Below are 22,083 nucleotides of genomic sequence, written 5' to 3'. Positions count from 1 at the left end.
GTCGGGTGAGTCTGAATTTTTCTTTTATTATACCTGAGGGGGAATGGGCCGGTAACTCAACACAAGGCCTATTTTCCAGGGCGCTAATGGCATCACCTCCGACAGAGTCTGCCGCATGGAATGGGAAAAAGAGGAATAAATGGTTTCTAATGATTTTTTAACATGGTAGAACGGATGCCCTCGTTGTACATTAGTTTAGAGGAATGCTTTTATCGGAAGGGAGTGCTGGGATGGATCATAAAGCCAAAGCCGTCTGGAATGAATGGTCGGATACATGGTACAGGCAGTATAGAACAGAGGAGGCCATTGCGAAGCTCATAGACAATCCTGCGTCGGCATTTCATCCGGCCGCTTTCGCCTTGTTGAACAAGGCGCTGCCCAGCTTTCAGGGCAAAAAAATATGTGTTCCGTCAAGCGGGGATAACCATGCCGTATTCGCTTTTCATTTGCTCGGAGCTCAAGTAACATCATGTGATATCTCAGAGCGGCAATTGGAAAACAGCGAAGCGATAGCCCGACAATACGGTTGGGACATTGAGTTTGTATGCGATGACACGATGGAATTAAGCAAGCTGCAAAGCGGGGCATACGATTTGGTATACACCTCTAACGGGGTCCATATCTGGATTCATGATCTTGCGTCCATGTATACCCAGATACATAGAATTCTTAAGGACCAAGGCGCTTATCTCATGTATGATGTACATCCATTTAACCGTCCGTTTGGGAAAAATACCGATACACTGCAGGTTGTCTATCCGTATGATTCTATCATTCGTTACGAAAAGGATGAGGTCCCAAGATATGCATGGCGTGTTCAGGATCTGTTGAATGCTATCGTTTCATCCGGCCTCAGCTTGAGGCAAATCGAAGAAATGGCGGATGAAGCGGGTTCATTTTGGATCGACGGTTCGCAGCAGGAACGGGACGGGGTTACCAAAGAAGAGCTTGACCGTCTGCGCAGCTGGCAAAGCAATCCCCTGGCGGCTCTTCCTCAATGGCTATCGATATATGCGGTTAAATAGCAGGAAGTTATATCATGATTGGCAGCATGTTGGTTTGGCGCAAGCCGGTCATCATGTAAAAGAGTTACACCGTAATGTGGAAGTATATGGTATAATTTTCATTTGAAGTCAACTTTTCTGAGGAGGTTGAAGATGAAGCTGCGTTATGGGCATCCGGAGGAAGCCGGAATGTGTGAATCGCGTATCGCCAGATTGGAGTCGTTGCAGCAGCAATGGGTCGATAGCGGGGTTGCGCCGATTATCGTTTCATTAATTGCACGCAAAGGCATCATCGTTTCCCACAAGCTGTATGTCGATCCTGACTACGATAAAGCCTACGGCCCGATGAAGCTGGACACGATATTTCAGCTGGCCTCGATCTCCAAACCGGTAACGGCCACCGCTATCCTGATGCTGGCGGAAGAGGGGAAAGTATCCGTCGCTTTACCGGTGCAGGATTACATACCCGAATTTGTCGGTGAGAAAAAAGAAAACGTTCTCATCCACCATCTATTGACCCACACCTCCGGAATCGACACATCGAACGTATTGAAATTATCAAATAACCCCGAATTTGTCAGCCAGATGAACAGCTGTCCGGATAATCAGCACCCGGAGGTTCATAAATACGTGACGGCCGGATATACGGCCCCGTTGTCCGCATTTCCCGGAACGGAGATGAGCTATTGCAGCTACGGCTTTGTGCTGCTGACGGAAATCATCCGTCGCGTAACCGGGCAAAGCTTCGAGCAGTTTATGGCAGAGCGAATGTTCCTGCCGTTAGGAATGAAGGATACTGCGTTTGTCGTACCTCCCGAGCAATATGCACGGGTAGCCAAGCATCCGCCGAATGCGCCGTTCCCGAGCTTTGCTGATTATGAGAATTTGACGGTTCCGTGGGGAAGCAGCGGATTATGCTCTACCGCATACGATATGGCGGTATTTTGCCAAACCTTTTTAAACGGCGGAACCTATGAAGGAAACAGGCTTCTCAGCAAGCTAAGCGTTCAAAAAATGACCACGAATCAGGTTCCCGGCGTTTCATCGCGGCTTGGGGAGGAATTTTATAAGGAAGCCTCCTGGGGACTGGGCTGGAATGTGAGCGGAACCAAGCATGATTACACAGGGACCTTAAGGTCCGAGAGGACATATTCCCACTCCGGCCGCGGCAATACGCAGATTATGGTGGACCCGGACAATGAACTCGTTGCAATAAACTTCCAAGTGACGATGAAGAGAATCAAGGATCGTCCTTATCATTATTTTGAATATTTTAATGATGCAGCGTTAGCTTGTATTGTCGATTAAATCGCTTAAAGGGATAAGCTGTGTAATATAGCAGCCTGAACGAGGCTTACTGGTTTGATCCGGCGGCCTCGTTCGGCGATGCTAGGCTGGGCGCGGACTCGATAACCCTTCTATTATTCTGCGTGTTCAATGCGCTGTCTAATAATCACCTTACAACGATTATGAAAAAACATAGGGGTCATAATAATTTCGGTACTGGCACCTATTGCTTCATATCCTTGTACTCGTAATTCTTCTTCAAGCTTTGCTTTGGTTAGCGCAATGTCGTCATAGTAGCCTTCATGCAAAATTTGTGCGAACATGCCGCCGGGGACCGTCTTGAAGTAAATGGAAGGGTCGATGGAGCCCAGACTATCTACCATCGCACTATGCAGATGCCGATCCTCCAGATAATCGGGTACGCAGATCATAAAGGTAATGAGAGTCCCCTTCCCGGTTCAAACCTCACATTCAAATTCCGCCGGCCCAATAATAAAATTTTTATTGAGGTGTTTTACCGTGTAATGCTTGATCCGGTTTAAGCATTTGTAAATTTTGTTGGAATCCAGCAGCTTGCGGATATCAAAGGCTCCTACTTTCGTCGTCATGATATACTTCAAATCCGGCAAGGTATGTATTCTGACCTGCTTGCTCTTTTCTCCTGTGGAAAATACTCCTTTTAACTGCTTTTTCAAATCGTCTTTAACGATTTTGGTTAATGCCATAGGTTCCCGCCGCCTTTATGGAATTATTTTAGACCATGCTTTCCTGAGGGCATTTGCACGCTGTGTATTTCCCAACCATCGGGTACTTATTGGAAATAACAATTCGATGTGAAATAAGGGGGAAATCCTTCCTGTATTTAGAGAAGAGTAGTGACGATGGAACCATAGATAGGAGTGGGGACATTGAATTAAATCAAAAATTTCCCAGGCAATCTCAGTCTGTTCTGATACTATGATTAATGATAAAACAAAGATAGGGGATGGAAGCTTGAGTGATAAGGAAGCTATACGTTTAACCGCCCGCGATCTGATGGAGCTCCATGTCGAGGCGTTGTTTACCTGCGATTCGAACAAGCGTCTTTGGCTGATTAACGAGCCTTGGCCGGGAGAGGCGCAGGCGCCCCGTTTTTTCCTGGGACGTACGATAGAGGGAGGGACTCTCTGCCGGTTCCGGCATGATGTCCCGGAGGAACTGATTGAACAGCTGGAGGCGTTGTGCACTGACGAGCCTCTCGTCACGGATTTACGGACGAAACCCAAGCATTTTGAAACCTACATGGCTCTCCTTCACGGGGAGCGATTTACGATGGGCCCTTGTTTTCAAATTCCCGATAAGCTGACTACGTCCATGCAGGTTGTCACCATCACGAGGGATAACGGGATGGATTATTTGCAGAACGGTTTTGAATGGCTGCTTTCAGAAATAGACTACGCCCAGCCCTGTGTAGCACTAGTGCGCGAGGGTCAAGCCGTTTCAATCTGCCGGAGCGTTCGTATCACTCTTAAGGCCCACGAGGCGGGACTTGAAACATTGGAGGCATTCCGCGGCCAAGGATATGCGGCTGAAGCGGTCGCCGGATGGGCGGCAGCAGTGAGGGAATCAGGGGCTCTTCCTTTATATAGCACGTCATGGGACAATCTGGCCTCTCAGAGCGTAGCTAGAAAAACAGCCCTGTCCTTGTACGGAGCCAATTTCACTATCACATAGTTGTTGCTATAGCCTCAGGCTATAACTAGATATAGATAAATGGAGTTACCCTTTCGCTTCCGTTTCATGGTATCTTTTTGTAAACATCTTGTATTTAGGGAGGTCCCTAATAGGATGAACGATCGATATGGTTTCAAGCCAAATGAGGTTGCAAGGATAGTACGACGCTTTGGTCTGGATTTTTATGAAAAAGCTATGAGAGAACTGGACACCTTCTCTGATAAATGGGGCCTGAGCCGCTTACGATTGATTCCTTCCTATTCGGCAAATTTAGTTGTAAAATGCCATTCGGACATTTTTGGAAGCGCCGTGCTTAAAATAGGAAATCCCGCGCAGGTAGCAACAGAGTATGGGGCCTTGCTTGAATATAACGGTGGACGGTTTTGTACCGTGTTTGCCGCTGATGTTGAAAGGGGAGTCCTGCTGGAAGAGCAGGTGCAACCGGGGAAGTCTTTAAGGGATGAAGAATCTCTTCACAGGAGATTAGCGGTATTCTGTTCGTTGTATCAAGGTTTGCATAGAATGCCCTCCAACTCAGGAGCCTTTCCAACTTATACGGAATGGGTAAGCAGAATAACGGATTACATGAGCAAGCAGGAGCTCTATACAGAATTATATTTGCATATGAAAAAAGCAAAAGATATTTGCTTATCGGTTTCATCTGCATTTTCGCAAACCATGCTGCTTCATGGCGACTTCCATCATGATAATATTTTATTATGCGGGCATGAAACATATAAAATTATCGATCCTAAAGACGTACTAGGCGATCCGGTATTTGATGTTCCGCGGTTTATATTGAATGAATTTGAAGATGAGAAAAACTCGGAATTACATGGCAAAATAGCGGATATTATAGCTTTCTTAGAAAAGACCCTTCATATTCCGAACGAAATATTAAAAAAATGCCTCTACGTCGAAGCCGCTATGGGAGTGTGCTGGCGTATAGAAGACGGAATAGCCTCCGAGGAATATTCAAGTCTGCTAGAGGAGATTGCTTTTGTCGAAGCAATAATGAATACATGATGTGCTGTACCGGGAGGTCAAGGGATTGGAACAAGACCAATTGGGAAAAAAGAGATTGAAACGAGCAGCTCTCCTCATCTTTGCCGTTCAAAGCATCTGCATGGCGGCAGCTGATTATATCCTTGATCGTATGGGTTTGAGCCATAATTACTACTACCTCATACTGCTGCTGTTTTTCATTGCAAGCTGGTCTTATTTGTACTATCAAGAGCGTAAATAGGATCAGGCGCACTGCTAGGTGCAAACATAAATTTTACAGATTCAGGCTGAATAGTAAATAAATACTAAATTAGGAGCGGCGAGAACATGCTAAAAGAGAAAATACAAAAGAAAGAGACCGGCATTGTCGTGTACGGTATGACTCCGCCAAAAGCAGCGAATACACCGGAAAAAATCGCGGAAATTGCCCAGAAACAAGTGGAAAGAATAAAGGATCTCGATATCGACGCACTGCTTCTGTACGATGTTCAGGAAGAAGCGGACAGGGTGGAGGAAGAGCGGCCTTTTCCGTATCTGCCGACTATCGATCCTACTACCTATAGCCATGAATATTTAAGTGAGCTGCAGATCCCCCGCATTATTTACCGCTGTGTAGGAAAATACAGTGAGGAACAGTTTGTGGACTGGCTGGCCGCGGATAGGGACCAGGAACGGTTCTCCGTCTATGTCGGTGCTTCCTCCAGCAAGCAGGAGGTTCAGCTGGATTTATCCGGCGCTTATCAATTAAGCAGGCAGCATAACAGCCGGTTAACGTTTGGGGGAGTCGTCATCCCCGAGAGACATATGACAAAGAATGACGAGCATCTGCGCGTCGTCCATAAGGTCAAGAACGGATGCTCCTTCTTCGTGTCCCAAGCCACCTATAATGTAGAGGCATCGAAAAACTTCTTGTCGGATTATTATTACTACTGTCAAAATAACGGATTGGACATGGTGCCTATCTTATTTAATCTTGCCCCTTGCGGTTCCATCAAAACGTTGGACTTTATGAAGTGGCTCGGGATCAGCATACCGGCGTGGCTGGAAAATGATCTGAAATACTCCAGCGATGTTCTGGAGAAATCCATCACATGGTCTCAAAAAATCTTTGAAGATCTGTTGGATTTTGCGCTTGAAAAAGGAATCCCTATCGGCTGCAGCGTCGAAAGCGTCTCTACCCGGAAAATAGAAATCGAGGCATCCGTGCAGCTGGTTAAGGATATAAAGTCCATGCTGGATAAGAAATTGCCGGCAGCCCCAATCCAGATGCTCCGCTAACGGAACGAGGAGGGGACGAGGTTCGTATGGAAGCTGCTTTATACCATTCATCACACAGTAAGCCGTTATATAAGCTGGTTCATGATCATATCATTCAAATCCCTCCTTATATCGGGATAACCTTCGATGAGTTCCTTACGATCTTGCATAACCCGTGCCATATGACGGATAAGATCTACGGCTCATTTGAACGGAATATCGTTACGCTGGTTGGAATTGTTAATGGGGGGCTATTCGCGGCGGCTCAAATTACTTTTCCCGTCAAATCCGAGGATGGGGACGCCGGAGATACAACGGAAGCGATACTGAACTGGTTGTTTGCAGACAGATGCAGGCAGCACGATACGGCATCTTTTTATAAAGCTATTTTACAGGTAGTGAACGATAAGGGATACCAAAGACTTACGACTTCGAGAAACCCGTTTGGGTCCGGCTGGTCAGGAATTCCGGATGCTTGGCCGCATCTATTGCAAGCCACGTCGACAGCAACGTCGACTGTAGATATATGGGATAGTTATTGGTTTCATTCAGGGAGCAGAGAAGAGACTATTAGCTCTTTAATAGAGGCAGAGGTTACGGATAATCTTCCTGAGCTTCAGGTGCATTTTCAATTTTTCCTGGGGGACCAAGACTTAGGAGAAATAGATGTATGGTTCCCCTCGGAGGCAGCACGCAGTTTAAGACAAGCGGGAGTGGCCGACGTAGAGTGGATCCAGGTACCGGAGCCCTATCAGGGCAAACGGTATGGTGAAAAACTGCTAAGATATGCTCAAGCCTATTGTGCCGGCATGGGCTATCCCCGTTTCGTCTTATGGACCCAGGAGGAGCCTATGCGGAGGCTTGCAGCAAGAATAGGTTATGATAAGGGCCCCCGGTTTCATTGGATAACTCAGGAGATAGCACCAGCCCGGCCGTAGGGATATCCCACTGGAGTATATTGGCAATAGTTCAAGCCCGATAGGTTTTTCAACAAACTCAGCTTTCTTCTACTGGAAGGAAGCTTTTTTTCTTTTTCTGTACCCGGTATTGATAGAAAATGGGCTTTTGCAACGTATGAATAAGTAGGAAAGCGGTGAAACAGGGAGGCTGGAATGAAGATTAGGGAAACGGACTTGGCTGCCGAATTGCGAAAGCGCAACGAGAAAGCTTTATATAGGCTGATTGATTTATACGGAGGGTTGATTCGAAGCATTATCCGCACCCACATTCCAAATCCGGATGCTCTGGATGAATGTATGGATGACGTTTTGCTCTCCATTTGGAACCATATCGATACATATGACGAGGAGAAAAATTCTTTTAAAAACTGGGTCGTCGCGGTAACCAAATACAAATCCATTGATTACAGGCGGTCTTATGCAAGATTTCATAAGAAGTATCCTATGGAAGAGACCGACTTGGACCGTTTGGTAGACTCAGCGGAGCCCTCGAAGGATGAAATCAGCTGCGAAATGGAACAGCTTCTGGGACACTTAAAGGCTCACGATAGGGAACTTCTTGTTAAGCATTATGTGAAGGAATACAGCATTGACGAAATCGCCGTAGATATGGGAGTACAACGATCTTGGATTTACAATCGCTTGTCGAGGGCGCGTCAAAAGCTGCGTGAAATAATGAAAAAAAGAAACGGCATTGATGTTTAGCGGGGTGATGGGATGAAACGTGATTTTGAAATGTTGAATGAGATAAGCGTAGATTTGTCGCGGTATGATGCGGAGGAGCTAAGTTATTTCGAAAGAAAGCGGATCAAGAAACGAATCAGCCGCAAATTGGGAAAGAAGTCACCGCTTCCCCGTATAGCTGTAGTTGCCGTGTTGTGCGGGTCCCTCTTGTGGCTTCCCGCCATTCAATCGGATGTCAGAGCTGCCTTTTACGGGCTAGCCTCCAGTATTCCTGCAGTGCGCGGCATGCTGGACTTATTCGTCGGGCAGCCGGAACAGCGGCTGGCGGAGTATAAGACTACCGTCGGACAAACGGTGAGTGATAATGGAATCGACGTTCGCCTTGATGAGGTGCTTATAGACACAGGGCGACTAATTATCAGCAGCACCTTCCATTCGGATAAGATAAATCTGGAAGATGCGCTGAGCCCTTTTCCTAGCGTATATATCAATGGCAAGGACGTTATGAAAAATGGCGGGGGAGGCAACGGAAACAAAGCCAAGATCGACGATAACACGTATTCCTTTATCTCCTCTGTGAATTTGAACGGTACAACGATAGAGGGGGATTTGGAGATTAGGATAGTTTATAAGGATTTAGACTTTGCAGGAAATGAACCTGCTCATAAGGGGAACTGGGGCTTCACCCTCCACACCTCTGCCGAGAAGCTCTTGGGAGATACCAGGACGATTGCCATTGATAGATCATTCTCTTTGGATAACGGGCAGCAAATCCGCATCGAAGCTATGGAATTAAGTCCTATATCGACAACGATTCATTATCACATTCTCAATGGAAAAGATTTGGACGTGCTCTTTCAGGTAACAGGGTCGGATGGCAGCCGGCTGATACCCGTCTCGGCAGTTACAATGTCCCAAAATAGTCATATCCGATTCTCCAAGCTGCCGGAGGACCTACCCTCGCTAACCGTTGTTCCTTATGTGATATCCGGTGAAGAAGGGTCAAAGCAACCGAAAGAAAAGACGTTCCTCGAGAAAGAGAGCTTTGAAGTAAAGATCAAGTAGTTTGACAGGTTTGAGTACCATTTAGAGAAGAGAGAGTAGACGGATCAAAACTTCGTGATAGGGCTGACGGTAAGAAACGATCACCAGCCTTATCATAGGATTTTTAGCGCTTGAATTCGTCCCGGCTCTTTCTTCTTAAGCTATCCGCCAGTTCATATAATTCGGCTAGATCCGCTCTGCCGGTCTGGATGAACCGATGCTTAGCTTCCTGCAATGTCATGGCTTCTACTGTTAGGACTCGTTCGCCATTTTCTGGTATCTGCGGGGCGGAGACGAGTTCAACCTCGCCGTATCCGACTATCCGATAATAAACGGGATGCGGCAAATGGGGTCTGTAGGGCTTCTCGGCTGAGGAAACGAATTTCCAAGCCCCGATTATCTTAAAGGACGAGACCAGCCGCGCCCCGGCTTCCTCCATAAGCTCACGTACCAACGCATCGCGGTAATGTTCATTTGGCTCCAAGGTACCTCCGGGGATTTCCCAGCCTCCGTTCTCCAATTGGATTGCTACGCATTGTCCCTTCACGAATGGAACCAGATTTACATTGCTTATCAAATGCTCCGGGGGCGAAGTGTCCCATACCTCAAAACCGGTGATGACTGTACCCCAGTCGCACTCCCTGAATAAGTTTGGATACCGCTCTTTATGGATTGCAGACATCAGCTTTATCCCTCCCTTTAATGCAAGCAGGAACGAATCTATGAATCTCTTTCTATTTTACACAAAAATCACCAAAAAAAGGGTGGAAACTAATAAACCCTACGAATCTATTCACGTTAAAGTGAGGCTGCCGGATGGCGGCCTTGCTGCGCTGTAGGGATATCCTGCTTAACCCCAATGAAAAAATGGATAAGGAGAAATTATAATTTTTTTGTTTTGTTTTGTTTTGTTTTTCAACAAAAAACACTATATTCAAAAATAAACAAATATGATAAGATGTAAACAAAACAAAATAAACATCTAAGCGGAGGTTTAATCATGGTACAAAGTTTATGGGATGCATCCAAAGCAGCAGAGCTCACTACAGGTCTTGATCAATTGGTTTATCGCTCGAATCTGATAGGTACGGATCGTCGCGTATGTAACTACGGCGGCGGGAACACCTCCAGCAAAACGATCGTGAAGGATTTCCGCGGTCGCGACGTCGAAGTTATGTTTGTCAAAGGCAGCGGTTCTGATCTTGCTACGATGAAAGCGTCTAATTTTACCGGCTTGCGCATGGATGACATTCGTCCATTGTATGAAAGAGACGAGATGTCCGACGAAGATATGGTTGCCTATCTGGCAAATTGTATGATTGACGCCAAACATCCGCGTGCTTCTATCGAAACTTTGCTTCATGCATTTCTTCCATTTAAGCATGTAGATCACACACATCCGGACTCCATTATCAGCCTTTGCTGCGCAGATAACGGCAAGGAGCTGGCCCGTGAAATTTTTGGAGACCGTTTCGTATGGGTTCCTTACATCCGTCCAGGCTTCAAATTGTCCAAAATGATCGCAGAAGGCGTAAGAAACAACCCGAAAGCCGAGCTTGTCCTTATGGAGAAACACGGTCTTGTGACTTGGGGAGAAACCTCCGAAGAGGCTTATGCTCAAACGATTAAAATCATCACTGAAGCGGAAAGCTTTATCGAAGCACGCATTAACGAAAGCAAAGTATTCGGCGGCGTGAAGCATGGTGCGTTGACGGCTGAGCAGCGCAGAAGCATTGCTGCACAAGTGATGCCTGCGATCCGCGGAGCTGTTAGCGATGCTAAGAAAATGATTCTTTCCTTCGATGACGCTGAAGATGTATTGCAATTCGTAGGCGGACAGGATTCTGCCAAGCTGTCGCAAGTCGGCGCCGCTTGCCCGGATCACCTGGTGCATACGAAGGTCGTACCGTTGTTCATCGATTGGACTCCGAACGCAGACGATGTAGACGGATTGAAAGCCAAATTAAAAGAAGGCATTGCTGCCTATAAAGAAGAATACAAAGCTTACTTCGACCGCAACAAAAACGAAGGCGACGTCATGTTCGAAGCTGCGCCGCGCGTTATTCTGATCCCTGGCGTAGGGATGATCAACACCGGCAAAAGCTGGGCGATGTCTCAAGTGAGCGGCGCATTGTACCATCGTGCGATTGCTGTTATGAGAGGCGCAACGGCTCTTGGCCAATTCGTTTCCCTGAGCGAAAATGAGTCCTACAACGTCGAGTACTGGCCGCTTGAGCTTTACAAGCTGTCCCTGGCTCCGGCAGAGGCTGAATTCTCCCGCAAAGTTGCGTTCATCACAGGCGGAGCAGGCGGTATCGGCAGTGAAACAGCCCGTCGTTTGGTTTCCGAAGGCGCTCATGTAGTGCTGGCGGATTTGAACCTGGAGGGCGCTGAGAAGGTTGCTTCGGAAATTAACGCGAAGTTTGGCGAGAACCGTGCGATCGCCGTTAAGATGGATGTAACGAGCGAAGAGATGGTTAAGGCTGCTTATGCCGAAACTGCCCTGGCTTACGGCGGTGTAGATATTATCGTCAACAACGCAGGTCTGGCTACGTCCAGCCCATTCGATCAAACCTCGCTCAAAGAATGGAACTTGAACATGAGCGTGCTTGGCACAGGCTACTTCCTCGTTGCCCGTGAAGCCTTCATCCTGATGAAGGAGCAAGCTATCGGCGGCAACATGGTATTCATCGGCTCCAAGAACTCGGTATATGCCGGCAAGAGCGCATCGGCTTACAGCGCAGCCAAAGCACTGGAAGCTCATCTTGCACGTTGTATTGCAGCAGAGGGCGGCGAATTCGGCATTCGCGTCAACACGATCCTGCCTGACGCCATCCTTCAAGGCTCGGCAATCTGGAACGGCAACTGGCGCAATGAACGCGCTGCGGCATACGGCATCGAACCGGATCAATTGGAAGAATACTACCGCAAACGCACGACCCTGCTTGTCAATATTTATCCGCGTGATATTGCGGAAGGCGTTGCATTCTTCGCTTCTTCGAAATCGGACAAAACCACAGGCTGCATGCTGACCATCGACGGCGGCGTACCTGCTGCGTTCACCCGTTAATCGGTCTTTATCCTAATGATCATCATTTGAAGGGAGAGTTGTCATATGCCATCGGCTACTGGGGAAAAAGTATGGATTATTCCTGACGGTTACATTCCGGAGGTAAGCTCCGGAGCGTTAACCAGTCATGAATCGATCTGCGTATTGAATACCGCGTCGGAGGATGCCCGCCTTACCATCACGATCTTCTTTGAAGATCGTGATCCGCTGGAGGATATTGCGGAAGTGGTCCAGGCCCGCCGTACGAAGCATATCCGCACAAGCTCTTTAGCCAAGGACGGAAAATCCATTCCTGTTGGCGTTCCGTATGCCATTGAAGTGAAGAGCGATATTCCTGTTATTGTGCAATACAGCCGATTGGATGCGACTCAGGCTGAGAATGCTCTTATGTCCGTAATAGCTTATCCCATCAAATAATATAGAGGAGTTGTATCCATGGATAAAAAAGTTCAAGCCAATTATGAATTGGCTAAAGAGCTGTACGCAGCCCACGGCATTGATGTAGATCAAGTGCTTCAGCAGCTGGAACAAGTCAAAATTTCCATGCACTGCTGGCAAGGCGACGATGTAAAAGGATTCCTGAACCGTGATCAGGATCTGACCGGAGGTATTTCCGTTACCGGTAACTATCCCGGAGCGGCGCGTACTCCTGAAGAGCTTCGGGCAGACCTGGAAAAAGCGTTCTCGTTGATCCCCGGCAAGCATAAGGTGAATCTTCACGCCATCTATGCGGATACAGATGAGAAGGTAGAGCTCGATCAGCTTGAACCGAAGCATTTTGAGAACTGGGTACAGTGGGCGAAAGAGCAAGGCTTGGGTCTGGATTTCAACCCGACCTGCTTCTCTCACGAGAAATCCAGCGACGGCTTTACGTTGAGCCATGCCAACCCGGAAATCCGCCAGTTCTGGATTGACCACTGCAAGGCTTCCCGGAAGATCGGCGCTTACTTCGGTGAGCAGCTGGGCCAAACCTGCGTGACGAACGTATGGATTCCCGACGGCTTCAAGGACGTTCCGGCTGACCGTATGGCTCCGAGACAACGCTTGAAATCCGCACTGGACGAAGTATTTGCCGAAGAGATCAATCCGGCATATAACCTGGATGCAGTAGAAAGCAAGCTGTTCGGACTCGGCTCCGAAGCTTATGTGGTCGGTTCCCATGAATTTTATATGGGCTACGGCATTCAAAATAACAAGCTGATCTGTCTGGATGCCGGCCACTTCCATCCGACAGAAGTAATTTCTAATAAATTGTCCTCTCTGGCTCTCTTCACGGATGGCATTCTGCTGCATGTGAGCCGTCCGATGAGATGGGATAGCGACCACGTTGTCACTTTGGACGACGAATTGATCGATATCGGCCGTGAACTGGTTCGCGGCGGATTGCTCGATAAAACACATATCGGCTTGGATTTCTTTGATGCGAGCATCAACCGCGTGGCTGCTTGGGTTATCGGTACGCGTAACACGATCAAAGCGCTGCTGCGCGCCATGCTCGATCCGGTAGAAGCGTTGAAAAAAGCCGAGCTCGAGGGCGATTATACGACCCGCTTGGCCTTGACCGAAGAGTTCAAATCGTATCCTTTCGGCGCTGTATGGGATTACTACTGCGCATCCAAGGGTGTTCCTGTGCGCGAAGAGTGGCTTGCCAAGGTGAAAGCCTACGAACAAGAAGTACTGCTTAAGCGCGGCAACTAATTAACGAATAAGGGTGATACCTTTGGGAGACATTATTGCTTTTGATCTGGGGGCTAGCAGCGGAAGAGCGATGCTTGGCCGCCTGGTAGACGGCAAGATCGAAATCACCGAGCTTCACCGGTTTTCCAATGATCCAGTGCAGGTGGGCGACCGCCTGCATTGGGATCTATTGCGTTTGTACCATGAAATCAAGCAAGGGCTGCTGATTGCCAAGAACAAAGGGATTGAAGTCTCAAGCATCGGGATCGATTCTTGGGCCGTCGACTTTGGGTTTATCGGCGCCAACGGCGAGTTGATCGGCAATCCTTATCATTATCGGGACCGCCATACCGAGAATATGATGGAGAAGCTGTTCGAACAGATTCCGGCTTCCGACATTTTCGGAAAAACGGGCATACAGTTTTTGCAGTTCAATACGATCTTCCAGCTCTTTGCGTTGAAGCAGGCCCAATCTCCTTGGCTGCAAGAAGGTAACCGTTTTCTTATGATTCCGGATTTGCTGAGGTATTTCTTGACGGGAGAAATGCACAACGAATTCTCCAACGCAACGACAACCCAGCTGTTTAACCCGATCGAAGGAACGTGGGACAAAGAGCTTCTGAAACGGCTGGATTTGCCGGAAGCCTGGTTTGGCGAGGTGCTGCAGCCGGGCAGTCCGGCCGGGATGCTGCAAGCCTCCGTATGCGAGGAGCTGGGCATTCCTTCAGTTCCTGTTATCGCCGTGGCGGAGCACGATACAGGTTCCGCTGTTGCGGCTGTCCCGGCGACGGACCGTTCCTTCGCTTACTTAAGCTGCGGAACCTGGTCGCTGATGGGAACCGAGGTACAGCAGCCGGTCATTAATGAAACGGCGCAAAAGCTTAACTTCACTAACGAAGGCGGAGTGGAAGGAACCTACCGCCTGCTCAAAAATATTATGGGCTTGTGGATTCTGCAGGAAAGCCGCCGTGTATGGGAGAAGGCAGGGAAATCCTATTCGTTCCCTGAGCTGGTTCAATTAGCAAGTGAAGCCGAGCCATTCGGCGCCTTCATTGATCCGGATCATCCGATGTTCCTGGCTCCGGGCGACATGCCGGCACGGATCGTTCAATACTGCCGTGAAACCGGACAGCAGGCGCCGGAAACGGCCGGCGAGTTCGTTCGCTGCATCCTGGAGAGCTTGGCCTTGAAATACCGCTTTGTGTTCGAAATGACCGAGCGTTTATCGGGACAGCAATTCAACGGCCTGCATATGGTCGGTGGCGGCATTAACAACACGCTGCTGTGCCAATGGTCGGCGAATGCTATCGGCAAGCCTGTATGGGCAGGGCCTTCGGAAGGCAGCGCCATCGGCAATATGGCGGTGCAATGGATCGCCCAAGGCGTATTCGCCGATATTTGGGAAGCGCGTCAGGCTATCCGAAGCTCGTTCCCTGTTGAGGAATATCAACCTGAGGAACAGGAGCTGTGGGGGCCTGCTTACGACAGATTTGTTAAGCTGACAGGGCTTGCAGAATCATCTAATCTGTAAAGAGAGGGAAGCTATGCTAGCTGCGGAGCGTTACGAGAAAATTGTAAGTGTGGTCAATCAAAGAGGCGCTGTAAGAGTTTCTGAGCTTAGCGAGCTCTTTCAGGTGACGGAGGAGACGATTCGCCGGGATCTGGACCGTTTGGAGCAAGCAGGTCGCCTTGCCCGCTCACATGGCGGAGCGGTCAGTATCAAGGACGACCAGCAGCCGGAAATTCCTTATTTCGAACGGGAAATCACCTACGCCGAGGAGAAGAAAAGGATTGCCCAGGAAGCGATCAAGCGGATCGGTCCGAACGATCGGATTCTTCTTGATGCCAGCTCTACGGCCTGGTATATGGCTGCGGAAGTACCTGATCTTCCTCTGACCGTTCTTACCAATTCGATCAAGGTCGCAACGGAGCTGAGCAAAAAGGAGAAGATCGATGTGATCTCGACGGGGGGCATATTGGCACAACGTTCCTTATCCTTCGTCGGTCCTCTGGCAGAGCGTTCCCTGGATACTTATCATGTCGATAAGGTATTCCTATCCTGCAAGGGCGTCCATCTTGAGCGCGGAATCAGCGAGTCTAACGAGCTGCAGGCCCGCATCAAAGAGCGGATGATCGGTATTGCGGATGAAGTCATTCTTCTGGTCGACTCGAGCAAATTCGGCGTGCAAGCATTTACTCATGTTGCGGATTTGTCCGAAATCGATGTCGTTATTACGGATCGCCGCATAGAGAAAGAGATGGTCGAGCAGCTGCAGGATCTTGGAATTACGGTCATTACGGTATAAATAGAGTCCCTATGAGAGAGGATCTCCATATACATTCATGTGAATAAAAAACGGTTGGCCAAAGTATTGGCCGACCGTTTTTTATTATCAAGATAGAACGGATAAGATTCCGATCGCGATAATTTATTAAACACTGCAGAATCACTGACACACCTTTGTCAGTGTGGGCCGAGTACAATAAGATTACCCAATATAAAGTGATCTTAGGAGGTCATGCAGATGCAAGGTGCACAAACGTTTCGGGGGATAGCTACAATCAGTTTTTGGGCGGATGATCTGGATAAGGCAAAAGCGTGGTACACGGAGCTTCTTGGAATCGAACCGTATTTTGAGAGACCGGGCTATGCCGAATTCCGTCTTGGTGACTATCAGCAAGAGCTGGGACTGATTGATAGACGCTATGCACCCGCAGGTTTAGCGAAGGGCCCGGGAGGCGCAACACTTTATTGGCATGTAGACGATATATCCGCGGTTCTCGATAAGCTGTTGTCGATGGGGGTTGAGGAGCTCGAAGCGATGAAAGAGCGCGGCGGCGGCTTCATTACTGCCTCCGTTGTCGATCCGTTCGGCAACATTATCGGGATTATGAATAACCCGCATTTTGTGAAGGTGAGGGACTCCATAAGAGGAGAATAGCTTGCTGGAGGACATGTCTGCCTTTAAGCTCTTCTGCTTCGGAGGTCTACTAATATATATAAAAACAGGCTGCATAAGCAGCCCGCCAGGTTGTTGAAAAAAACTAACTTACGGAAAAATAGCAAATGGCTAGGTGGGGTATCCCTTGGAGGAGCGATAGCGTTCGCCTTTGTTTTCGGGAAATCCCCTCTATAAAGCGAATATAATCAAAAATTTCCCGAAAACAACAGCGACCGGAGGGGGATACCCCACTGGGGGTACCAAAGCTATTTATCCAATTTTCAGGTTTTTCAACAGACTCAAGCTGCGAAAAGCAGCCTGTTCCACCTTACAACGTAATAGCCTTGGCCCCTATGTACCTGGAGCCCCAATAAGAGCTGTACAGCGAATCAATGTGAACTCCGCGGGAATTCGTAGCCGAAATGAACTGTCCATTCCCCAAGTAGATTCCGACATGGGAGGCCCCCGCGAAGAATACCAGGTCGCCCGGCGAAGGGTTGGCAACGGAGACTCCTACCGTATCGTACATCTCATTCGAGGTTCTGGGGAGATCGATTCCCTGGTTAGCGGCAATGACAAAACGGACGAATCCTGAACAATCAAACCCGTTCGGAGTGCTGCCTCCCCATCGATAAGGAACGCCAAGATAGGCTTGGGCGAACTGCAGCATCGTATCCTGCTTCTTGGCTCTGTACCAGGCAGGGGCGTGGTACTTCCCATCCGCATCCACGATAGCGAGCTGATTGTCATTATCCCACTGCACTTTATAGCCGAGTGCTTCCGAAATGAAACGGAGCGGGATATATACGCTTCCCCGATCCATGCCGATCAAGGAAGTAACATCGATTTTTTTTCCATTGACAAGCACAAACGTATCCCCGGTTTTCAACTCCAGGGTCTGATTTCCCTTATTCATGGAGACACGAATTTCTTTTCCTTCCCTGGACCAGTTGATCTGGTATCCAAGCGCTTCCATCAGTGGACGGAACGGTACCTGAAGCTGGGAGTAGGTGTCCACGACAGGCTGCCCCTCAGGAAAGTTCACGATCGTATCATTAACCTGAATCTTGACTCCTTCATCCAAAGCTGAGGCATGGGCATGTACTCCGGCAAAGAGACTGCAAGAAATAAATGCAAACGAAAAAATAAGCTTTTTTCCAAAAAACTTCAAAACCTGATTCCTCCTAATTGCCTCCGAGGTTAGTTGACGGGTTAGGGAGAGGTTTTCCCTTATTCATCCAATAAACCGACGAATATTCACCCCAAAATAAGATGTCCCCCGTACAAGCACTTATGCTGTGCTGATTCGGCATTTTTTACTAAAAGCTGTCCATACATTGTATTCGTGAATCCATCGGCGAATCAGTGGGTAAGCTTCGCCAAACGCTCCATCATTTTCCGCAAAAAAAGGATAACTTTTCATGAGCAGTTACCAAGATACACCATAGGGGGCCAAAGTTAAAGGGACTTGCGGCACATTTTTGCATGGGAGCAAGACTTACGCTGAGGTAACTTAATATCCCCGGACTGCCTATCTTACCTAATATTGCGTACTGTTAAAAAAATCCAAGGAGCGGTATGATGAGAATGGGAAGTACCGCAGCACTCAAAATAAGGAGGTATGGGTTATGGAGTACACTTATTTAGGCCGTTCCGGATTGAAGGTGAGCAGGCTGTGCCTGGGAACCATGAACTTCGGCGTCGATACGGACGAATCGGAGGCTTACCGGATCATGGATGCGGCTGTAGATGCAGGGGTCAATTTTTTTGATACGGCGAATGTTTATGGCGGGCCGGGTGCGCGAGGGAGAACAGAGGAGATTATCGGCCGTTGGTTCGCTCAAGGCGGAGGCCGCCGGGAGAAGGTCGTGCTGGCGACCAAAGTATACGGAGATATGGAGGACCCGAATGACGGGCCTAATGCGGCCAGAGGGCTCTCTGCTTATAAAATTAGACGACATTTGGATGCTTCATTGAAGCGGCTTCAAACCGAACATATTGAGCTGTACCAGATGCATCACGTGGATCGCCATGCTGCGTGGGATGAGCTCTGGGAAGCGTTTCGCGTGTCTATTTATCAAGGCAAAATCGGCTATGTGGGGGCCAGCAATTTTGCAGGGCGCGATTTGGTGAAGGCTCAATATGAAGCCAAGAGCCGCCATTTTCTTGGGCTTGTGTCGGAGCAGCATAAATACAGCTTGCTGTGCAGATGGCCCGAGCTGGAGGTGCTCCCTGCGGCAGAGGAATTCGGGATCGGGGTTATCGCCTGGAGTCCTCTCGACGGCGGTCTTCTCGGCGGCAATGCGCTGAACCCTGCCCAAGGATCGCGCAGCGTCCGCATCCAGGCACGCGCCGAAGAGCGGCGCGGCCAGCTGGAGGTGTTCAGCAAGCTGTGCAAGGAGCTTGGCGAGAGTGAAGCCAATGTAGCGCTGGCTTGGACGTTAGTCCATCCGGCGATGACAGCGCCGATCATTGGGCCGCGGACGCTGGAGCAGTTCCAGAGTACGCTGCGTGTCACGGATATCAAGCTGGATGAGGATGTGCTGAAGCGGCTGGACGAGATTTTCCCCGGACCTGGCGGCGAAGCGCCTAAGGCGTATGCCTGGTAACATGGAATAGCCAATAATAAAAAAGCAGCGGCAAGCCAAGGACATGGCTTTCATGTCCGGCTGCCGCTGCTTTTTTTCATTCCATCATTTCATTAAAAATCAAAGTTGTCCGGATCCGGACCTACCCGAAGATCCTGATTCAATCGGTCTATTCGGTTCATATCATCGGCCGATAGCTCAAAGTCGAACAAATCCGCGTTTTCAATAATCCGCTGCTCTTTGGTGGATTTGGGAATCGTGATCACGCCATGCTGCAAATCCCAGCGCAGAATCACCTGGGCTACTGATTTGCCGTACTTCGCCGCGAGCTCTTGAAGGTCAGGATGATCCAGTAGCTGGCCCTGCATGAGAGGAGACCAGGCTTCCAGCTGTATGCCTTGCTCCTTGCAGAAATCCCGCAGCTCCTGCTGCGTCAAGCGAGGGTGAAATTCAACCTGATTGACCGCAGGCTTGATCTCGGCATCCTTCATCAAGTCCTTCAGATGATGGACTTGGAAGTTGCTTACGCCAATGGCTTTGACGCGGCCTGCTTTATACAAAGTCTCCAATGCTCTCCAAGCCTCTTTGTATTTGCCTTGGACAGGCCAGTGGATAAGGTACAGATCGAGGTAGTCCAAGCCCAGCTTCTGCAGGCTGGTTTCATAGGCAGCAAGGGTCGATTCATAACCCAGGTCGGCATTCCAGACCTTCGAGGTGACGAATAGATCTTCTCTTCGGATAGAATGTTCCCGAATAGACTCGTGGATCCCTTCCCCTACGCTTTTTTCATTCTCATAAATAGCCGCCGTATCGATACTGCGGTAGCCGTGCTTGAAGGCGGACGCAACGGCCTGCACCAGCTCGGAGCCTTCCGCCACTTTAAATACGCCTAGTCCGAGCCAAGGCATGTTCACTCCATTATTTAAGGTTACGGTATCTTGTACATGTTTACTCATTTTAATATAGCCTCCCAAGGATTTGTTAATAAAAAGATTGGTTTTGATTCAGCCTATAATTCAAGCGGCACTGTCCAGCTGAACGCGAGCTGCATCCTTTTTTTCTAAGAAGCGGCTCCAGCCTGTTAATATAATGGCTCCAAACACCATGACGGCACCAACCCAAGGGGTGTGGATAAGCCCCAATTGATTGACGACGACGCTTCCCAAGTAAGCGCCAATCGCAATACCTGCGTTGAACGCTGCAATATTGACGGCAGAGGCTACATCGATTGCTTTTGGTACGAATCGTTCGGCTAGCATCACTACATAGACCTGCAGGCCGGGCACGTTCATGAAAGCCAATAGCCCCATCAAGAAAATAGTCAGCAGGCCCGCCGCTTTATATGGCGCTGTGAACGTTAAGGCGGCCAGAACGACGAATTGCAAAATAAACATATAAAACAACGCGCTAATAGGCTTACGGTTGGCCGCTTTGCCTCCGATCACATTACCGATAGCAATGGCAATGCCGTAGAGAAGAAGGAGCAGGGCGACAGTCGATTCCGGAAATCCGGTTATTTCATGAAGCAGCGGAGACAAATAGGTAAAGACCACGAAGGTTCCGCCGTATCCCAAGGCTGTAATGGCAAAGGCCAGAAGCAGACGCCCATGGGTAATAATCTTGATCTGCTCTTGCAGCCGGGTTTTTGTACCGGGGCGCAGAGAAGAAGGGACCAAGACTACATTGGCCAGCAAGGCCGCCAGCCCAACGGCTGCGATAGCGATAAAGGCTGCTCTCCATCCCAATTGCTGACCGAGGAAGGTTCCCAGAGGAACTCCGGTCACCGTGGCCACCGTCAACCCGGAAAACATGATGGAGATAGCGCTGGCCCTGCGATTCTCGGGCACAAGATCTGCCGCAATGGTCGATCCGATCGACATGAACACTCCGTGCGAGAATGCCGTAATCACTCGTGCCGCCAGTAACACGCCGATCCCGCTTGCAGTAGCCGCGATAGCATTGCCGGTAATAAAGACGATCATGATCCATATCAGCAGCGTTTTCCGTGACAGGCCTGAGGTTAAGGAAGTCAGGATAGGGGCTCCGAAAGTAACCCCCAATGCATATAGAGTAACGGTAAGACCCGATGTCGTAATGGATATTTGTAAATCCTGTGCGATAAGGGGGAGCAACCCTACGCTGATAAACTCCGTCGTTCCTATCGCAAAGGCGCTAATAGCCAATGCCAGCAGAGCTAGAGTACTTCTCCTTTGATCTAATGTCATTTTGTACCACTCCTATAGTATGGTCATCACCGGCCGGTAAGTGCTATTATGATGGATAAGCAAGTGAAAGGGAAGTACGTACCTTGAAGTACTATAGGTACTTCGAAGTAATATAGGTACTAAAAAGTGCCTATAACAGGAGGGGACTGGCGATGATCAAAAAGAAATATAACATTTCTGTAGAAGCGACCTTAGAGGTCATCGGGGGCAAGTGGAAGTGCGTGATTCTATGTCATTTAACCCATGGGAAAAAAAGAACCAGCGATTTAAAGCGGCTGATGCCGGGCATCACCCAAAAAATGCTGACCCAGCAATTGAGGGAATTGGAGCAGGACGGTATCGTCAAACGGATTATTTACAATCAGGTTCCTCCCAAAGTGGAGTATGAGCTAAGCGAGTATGGCTGGAGCCTAAAATCGATTTTGGACTCGCTGTGCGCCTGGGGTGAGAAACATATTATTAAAGAATACGGAGATAAATTTGCCGTTCTGGAGGATAATATTCTTAACCACAAAACGGAGGCGGAGGATTCGGAGCTTCAGGAGGTTTAATTCTTTCCTGCTCCTTATGACACGGCGGGTTATATTCCCCTTCCATGCGGTTGGCTGTCCAGCTGAAACGTTAGAAG

The 22,083-nt window shown here is 48.8% G+C and carries 23 protein-coding genes and 1 riboswitch; of the genes, 17 read left to right on the top strand and 6 right to left on the bottom strand.

What is annotated here, in order from left to right:
• Positions 1-230: 230 nt before the first annotated feature.
• Positions 231-1,025 (top strand): class I SAM-dependent methyltransferase, encoded by a 795-nt coding sequence (locus GGC63_RS30345; protein ID WP_192705469.1) that lies wholly within the window; start codon positions 231-233, stop codon positions 1,023-1,025.
• 132 nt (positions 1,026-1,157) lie between these two features.
• Positions 1,158-2,312: a serine hydrolase domain-containing protein gene (locus GGC63_RS30340; RefSeq protein ID WP_192705468.1), complete on the top strand. Its 1,155-nt coding sequence runs from the start codon at positions 1,158-1,160 to the stop codon at positions 2,310-2,312.
• A gap of 113 nt (positions 2,313-2,425) precedes the next feature.
• Here the strand turns inward: GGC63_RS30340 and GGC63_RS30335 are convergent, their stop codons facing one another.
• Positions 2,426-2,722 carry a GyrI-like domain-containing protein gene (locus GGC63_RS30335; protein WP_192705467.1) on the bottom strand — a complete coding sequence of 99 codons (297 nt, stop codon included), beginning with the start codon at positions 2,720-2,722 and terminating at the stop codon, positions 2,426-2,428.
• A gap of 27 nt (positions 2,723-2,749) precedes the next feature.
• The gene (locus tag GGC63_RS30330) at positions 2,750-3,016 is read right to left on the bottom strand and encodes a hypothetical protein (RefSeq protein WP_192705466.1); all 267 of its coding nucleotides are present in this window, start codon (positions 3,014-3,016) and stop codon (positions 2,750-2,752) included.
• Positions 3,017-3,284: 268 nt separating this feature from the next.
• Between GGC63_RS30330 and aac(2')-IIb the strand changes: the two genes are divergently transcribed.
• The 7 genes from aac(2')-IIb (at position 3,285) to GGC63_RS30295 (ending at position 8,974) form a co-directional block, all read left to right on the top strand.
• Positions 3,285-4,004, top strand: coding sequence for a kasugamycin N-acetyltransferase AAC(2')-IIb (gene aac(2')-IIb, locus GGC63_RS30325; protein WP_225948602.1), 720 nt, complete (start codon positions 3,285-3,287; stop codon positions 4,002-4,004).
• A gap of 114 nt (positions 4,005-4,118) precedes the next feature.
• Positions 4,119-5,030, top strand: coding sequence for an aminoglycoside phosphotransferase family protein (locus GGC63_RS30320; RefSeq protein WP_225948601.1), 912 nt, complete (start codon positions 4,119-4,121; stop codon positions 5,028-5,030).
• 25 nt (positions 5,031-5,055) lie between these two features.
• Positions 5,056-5,250, top strand: a complete 195-nt coding sequence (locus tag GGC63_RS30315) for a hypothetical protein (protein WP_144027935.1) — start codon at positions 5,056-5,058, stop codon at positions 5,248-5,250.
• Positions 5,251-5,336: 86 nt separating this feature from the next.
• Complete coding sequence (locus tag GGC63_RS30310; RefSeq protein ID WP_192705465.1) at positions 5,337-6,287, top strand: methylenetetrahydrofolate reductase; 951 nt, start codon at positions 5,337-5,339, stop codon at positions 6,285-6,287.
• Between the two features lie 26 nt (positions 6,288-6,313).
• Complete coding sequence (locus GGC63_RS30305; RefSeq protein WP_192705464.1) at positions 6,314-7,204, top strand: GNAT family N-acetyltransferase; 891 nt, start codon at positions 6,314-6,316, stop codon at positions 7,202-7,204.
• 174 nt (positions 7,205-7,378) lie between these two features.
• Positions 7,379-7,930 carry a sigma-70 family RNA polymerase sigma factor gene (locus GGC63_RS30300; protein WP_192705463.1) on the top strand — a complete coding sequence of 184 codons (552 nt, stop codon included), beginning with the start codon at positions 7,379-7,381 and terminating at the stop codon, positions 7,928-7,930.
• A gap of 12 nt (positions 7,931-7,942) precedes the next feature.
• The gene (locus GGC63_RS30295) at positions 7,943-8,974 is read left to right on the top strand and encodes a DUF4179 domain-containing protein (RefSeq protein WP_192705462.1); all 1,032 of its coding nucleotides are present in this window, start codon (positions 7,943-7,945) and stop codon (positions 8,972-8,974) included.
• Positions 8,975-9,077: 103 nt separating this feature from the next.
• On the opposite strand, the gene GGC63_RS30290 is transcribed toward GGC63_RS30295, so the two are convergent.
• Positions 9,078-9,635 (bottom strand): NUDIX hydrolase, encoded by a 558-nt coding sequence (locus GGC63_RS30290; RefSeq protein ID WP_192705461.1) that lies wholly within the window; start codon positions 9,633-9,635, stop codon positions 9,078-9,080.
• A 318-nt stretch (positions 9,636-9,953) separates the two neighbouring features.
• Here GGC63_RS30290 and GGC63_RS30285 point away from each other — a divergent pair, with 318 nt between their 5' ends.
• From GGC63_RS30285 to GGC63_RS30260, 6 genes are all read left to right on the top strand, one after another.
• Positions 9,954-12,023 carry a bifunctional aldolase/short-chain dehydrogenase gene (locus tag GGC63_RS30285; RefSeq protein WP_192705460.1) on the top strand — a complete coding sequence of 690 codons (2,070 nt, stop codon included), beginning with the start codon at positions 9,954-9,956 and terminating at the stop codon, positions 12,021-12,023.
• 45 nt (positions 12,024-12,068) lie between these two features.
• A complete protein-coding gene (locus GGC63_RS30280) occupies positions 12,069-12,440 on the top strand; it encodes a sensory rhodopsin transducer (RefSeq protein ID WP_079912230.1) in 372 nt (123 codons plus the stop codon).
• A gap of 18 nt (positions 12,441-12,458) precedes the next feature.
• The gene (gene rhaA / locus GGC63_RS30275) at positions 12,459-13,721 is read left to right on the top strand and encodes an L-rhamnose isomerase (RefSeq protein WP_192705459.1); all 1,263 of its coding nucleotides are present in this window, start codon (positions 12,459-12,461) and stop codon (positions 13,719-13,721) included.
• 22 nt (positions 13,722-13,743) lie between these two features.
• Positions 13,744-15,231, top strand: a complete 1,488-nt coding sequence (locus GGC63_RS30270; RefSeq protein WP_192705458.1) for a rhamnulokinase — start codon at positions 13,744-13,746, stop codon at positions 15,229-15,231.
• 13 nt (positions 15,232-15,244) lie between these two features.
• A complete protein-coding gene (locus tag GGC63_RS30265) occupies positions 15,245-16,006 on the top strand; it encodes a DeoR/GlpR family DNA-binding transcription regulator (RefSeq protein WP_079912233.1) in 762 nt (253 codons plus the stop codon).
• A gap of 219 nt (positions 16,007-16,225) precedes the next feature.
• A complete protein-coding gene (locus tag GGC63_RS30260) occupies positions 16,226-16,642 on the top strand; it encodes a VOC family protein (protein ID WP_192705457.1) in 417 nt (138 codons plus the stop codon).
• A gap of 328 nt (positions 16,643-16,970) precedes the next feature.
• On the opposite strand, the gene GGC63_RS30255 is transcribed toward GGC63_RS30260, so the two are convergent.
• Positions 16,971-17,813, bottom strand: a complete 843-nt coding sequence (locus GGC63_RS30255) for an NlpC/P60 family protein (RefSeq protein ID WP_225948600.1) — start codon at positions 17,811-17,813, stop codon at positions 16,971-16,973.
• Between the two features lie 3 nt (positions 17,814-17,816).
• Positions 17,817-17,964, bottom strand: a riboswitch (cyclic di-AMP (ydaO/yuaA leader).
• A gap of 306 nt (positions 17,965-18,270) precedes the next feature.
• Between GGC63_RS30255 and GGC63_RS30250 the strand changes: the two genes are divergently transcribed.
• Entirely contained in the window at positions 18,271-19,251 is a 981-nt protein-coding gene (locus GGC63_RS30250; protein ID WP_192705456.1) for an aldo/keto reductase, read from the top strand.
• Positions 19,252-19,343: 92 nt separating this feature from the next.
• Here GGC63_RS30250 and GGC63_RS30245 read toward each other — a convergent pair whose 3' ends face one another.
• A complete protein-coding gene (locus GGC63_RS30245; RefSeq protein ID WP_192705455.1) occupies positions 19,344-20,186 on the bottom strand; it encodes an aldo/keto reductase in 843 nt (280 codons plus the stop codon).
• Between the two features lie 60 nt (positions 20,187-20,246).
• Positions 20,247-21,455, bottom strand: a complete 1,209-nt coding sequence (locus GGC63_RS30240) for an MFS transporter (protein ID WP_192705454.1) — start codon at positions 21,453-21,455, stop codon at positions 20,247-20,249.
• Positions 21,456-21,607: 152 nt separating this feature from the next.
• Between GGC63_RS30240 and GGC63_RS30235 the strand changes: the two genes are divergently transcribed.
• The gene (locus tag GGC63_RS30235) at positions 21,608-22,006 is read left to right on the top strand and encodes a winged helix-turn-helix transcriptional regulator (RefSeq protein ID WP_192705453.1); all 399 of its coding nucleotides are present in this window, start codon (positions 21,608-21,610) and stop codon (positions 22,004-22,006) included.
• Positions 22,007-22,083: the final 77 nt, after the last annotated feature.

Origin of the sequence: Paenibacillus sp. OAS669, from assembly GCF_014873645.1 — a bacterium.
GTDB lineage: Bacteria > Bacillota > Bacilli > Paenibacillales > NBRC-103111 > Paenibacillus_S > Paenibacillus_S vulneris.
Note: the sequence above shows the minus strand (reverse complement) of the source record. Positions and strands in the feature narration are given on the sequence as shown.

Bases quoted from the DNA above. Each gene is read 5' to 3' on its own strand.
- GGC63_RS30345 (WP_192705469.1), top strand. From the start codon at position 231: ATGGATCATAAAGCCAAAGCCGTCTGGAATGAATGGTCGGATACATGG.
- GGC63_RS30340 (WP_192705468.1), top strand. From the start codon at position 1,158: ATGAAGCTGCGTTATGGGCATCCGGAGGAAGCCGGAATGTGTGAATCG.
- GGC63_RS30335 (WP_192705467.1), bottom strand. From the start codon at position 2,722: ATGATCTGCGTACCCGATTATCTGGAGGATCGGCATCTGCATAGTGCG.
- GGC63_RS30330 (WP_192705466.1), bottom strand. From the start codon at position 3,016: ATGGCATTAACCAAAATCGTTAAAGACGATTTGAAAAAGCAGTTAAAA.
- GGC63_RS30320 (WP_225948601.1), top strand. From the start codon at position 4,119: ATGAACGATCGATATGGTTTCAAGCCAAATGAGGTTGCAAGGATAGTA.
- GGC63_RS30310 (WP_192705465.1), top strand. From the start codon at position 5,337: ATGCTAAAAGAGAAAATACAAAAGAAAGAGACCGGCATTGTCGTGTAC.
- GGC63_RS30305 (WP_192705464.1), top strand. From the start codon at position 6,314: ATGGAAGCTGCTTTATACCATTCATCACACAGTAAGCCGTTATATAAG.
- GGC63_RS30300 (WP_192705463.1), top strand. From the start codon at position 7,379: ATGAAGATTAGGGAAACGGACTTGGCTGCCGAATTGCGAAAGCGCAAC.
- GGC63_RS30295 (WP_192705462.1), top strand. From the start codon at position 7,943: ATGAAACGTGATTTTGAAATGTTGAATGAGATAAGCGTAGATTTGTCG.
- GGC63_RS30290 (WP_192705461.1), bottom strand. From the start codon at position 9,635: ATGTCTGCAATCCATAAAGAGCGGTATCCAAACTTATTCAGGGAGTGC.
- GGC63_RS30285 (WP_192705460.1), top strand. From the start codon at position 9,954: ATGGTACAAAGTTTATGGGATGCATCCAAAGCAGCAGAGCTCACTACA.
- GGC63_RS30280 (WP_079912230.1), top strand. From the start codon at position 12,069: ATGCCATCGGCTACTGGGGAAAAAGTATGGATTATTCCTGACGGTTAC.
- rhaA (WP_192705459.1), top strand. From the start codon at position 12,459: ATGGATAAAAAAGTTCAAGCCAATTATGAATTGGCTAAAGAGCTGTAC.
- GGC63_RS30265 (WP_079912233.1), top strand. From the start codon at position 15,245: ATGCTAGCTGCGGAGCGTTACGAGAAAATTGTAAGTGTGGTCAATCAA.
- GGC63_RS30260 (WP_192705457.1), top strand. From the start codon at position 16,226: ATGCAAGGTGCACAAACGTTTCGGGGGATAGCTACAATCAGTTTTTGG.
- GGC63_RS30250 (WP_192705456.1), top strand. From the start codon at position 18,271: ATGGAGTACACTTATTTAGGCCGTTCCGGATTGAAGGTGAGCAGGCTG.
- GGC63_RS30245 (WP_192705455.1), bottom strand. From the start codon at position 20,186: ATGAGTAAACATGTACAAGATACCGTAACCTTAAATAATGGAGTGAAC.
- GGC63_RS30240 (WP_192705454.1), bottom strand. From the start codon at position 21,455: ATGACATTAGATCAAAGGAGAAGTACTCTAGCTCTGCTGGCATTGGCT.
- GGC63_RS30235 (WP_192705453.1), top strand. From the start codon at position 21,608: ATGATCAAAAAGAAATATAACATTTCTGTAGAAGCGACCTTAGAGGTC.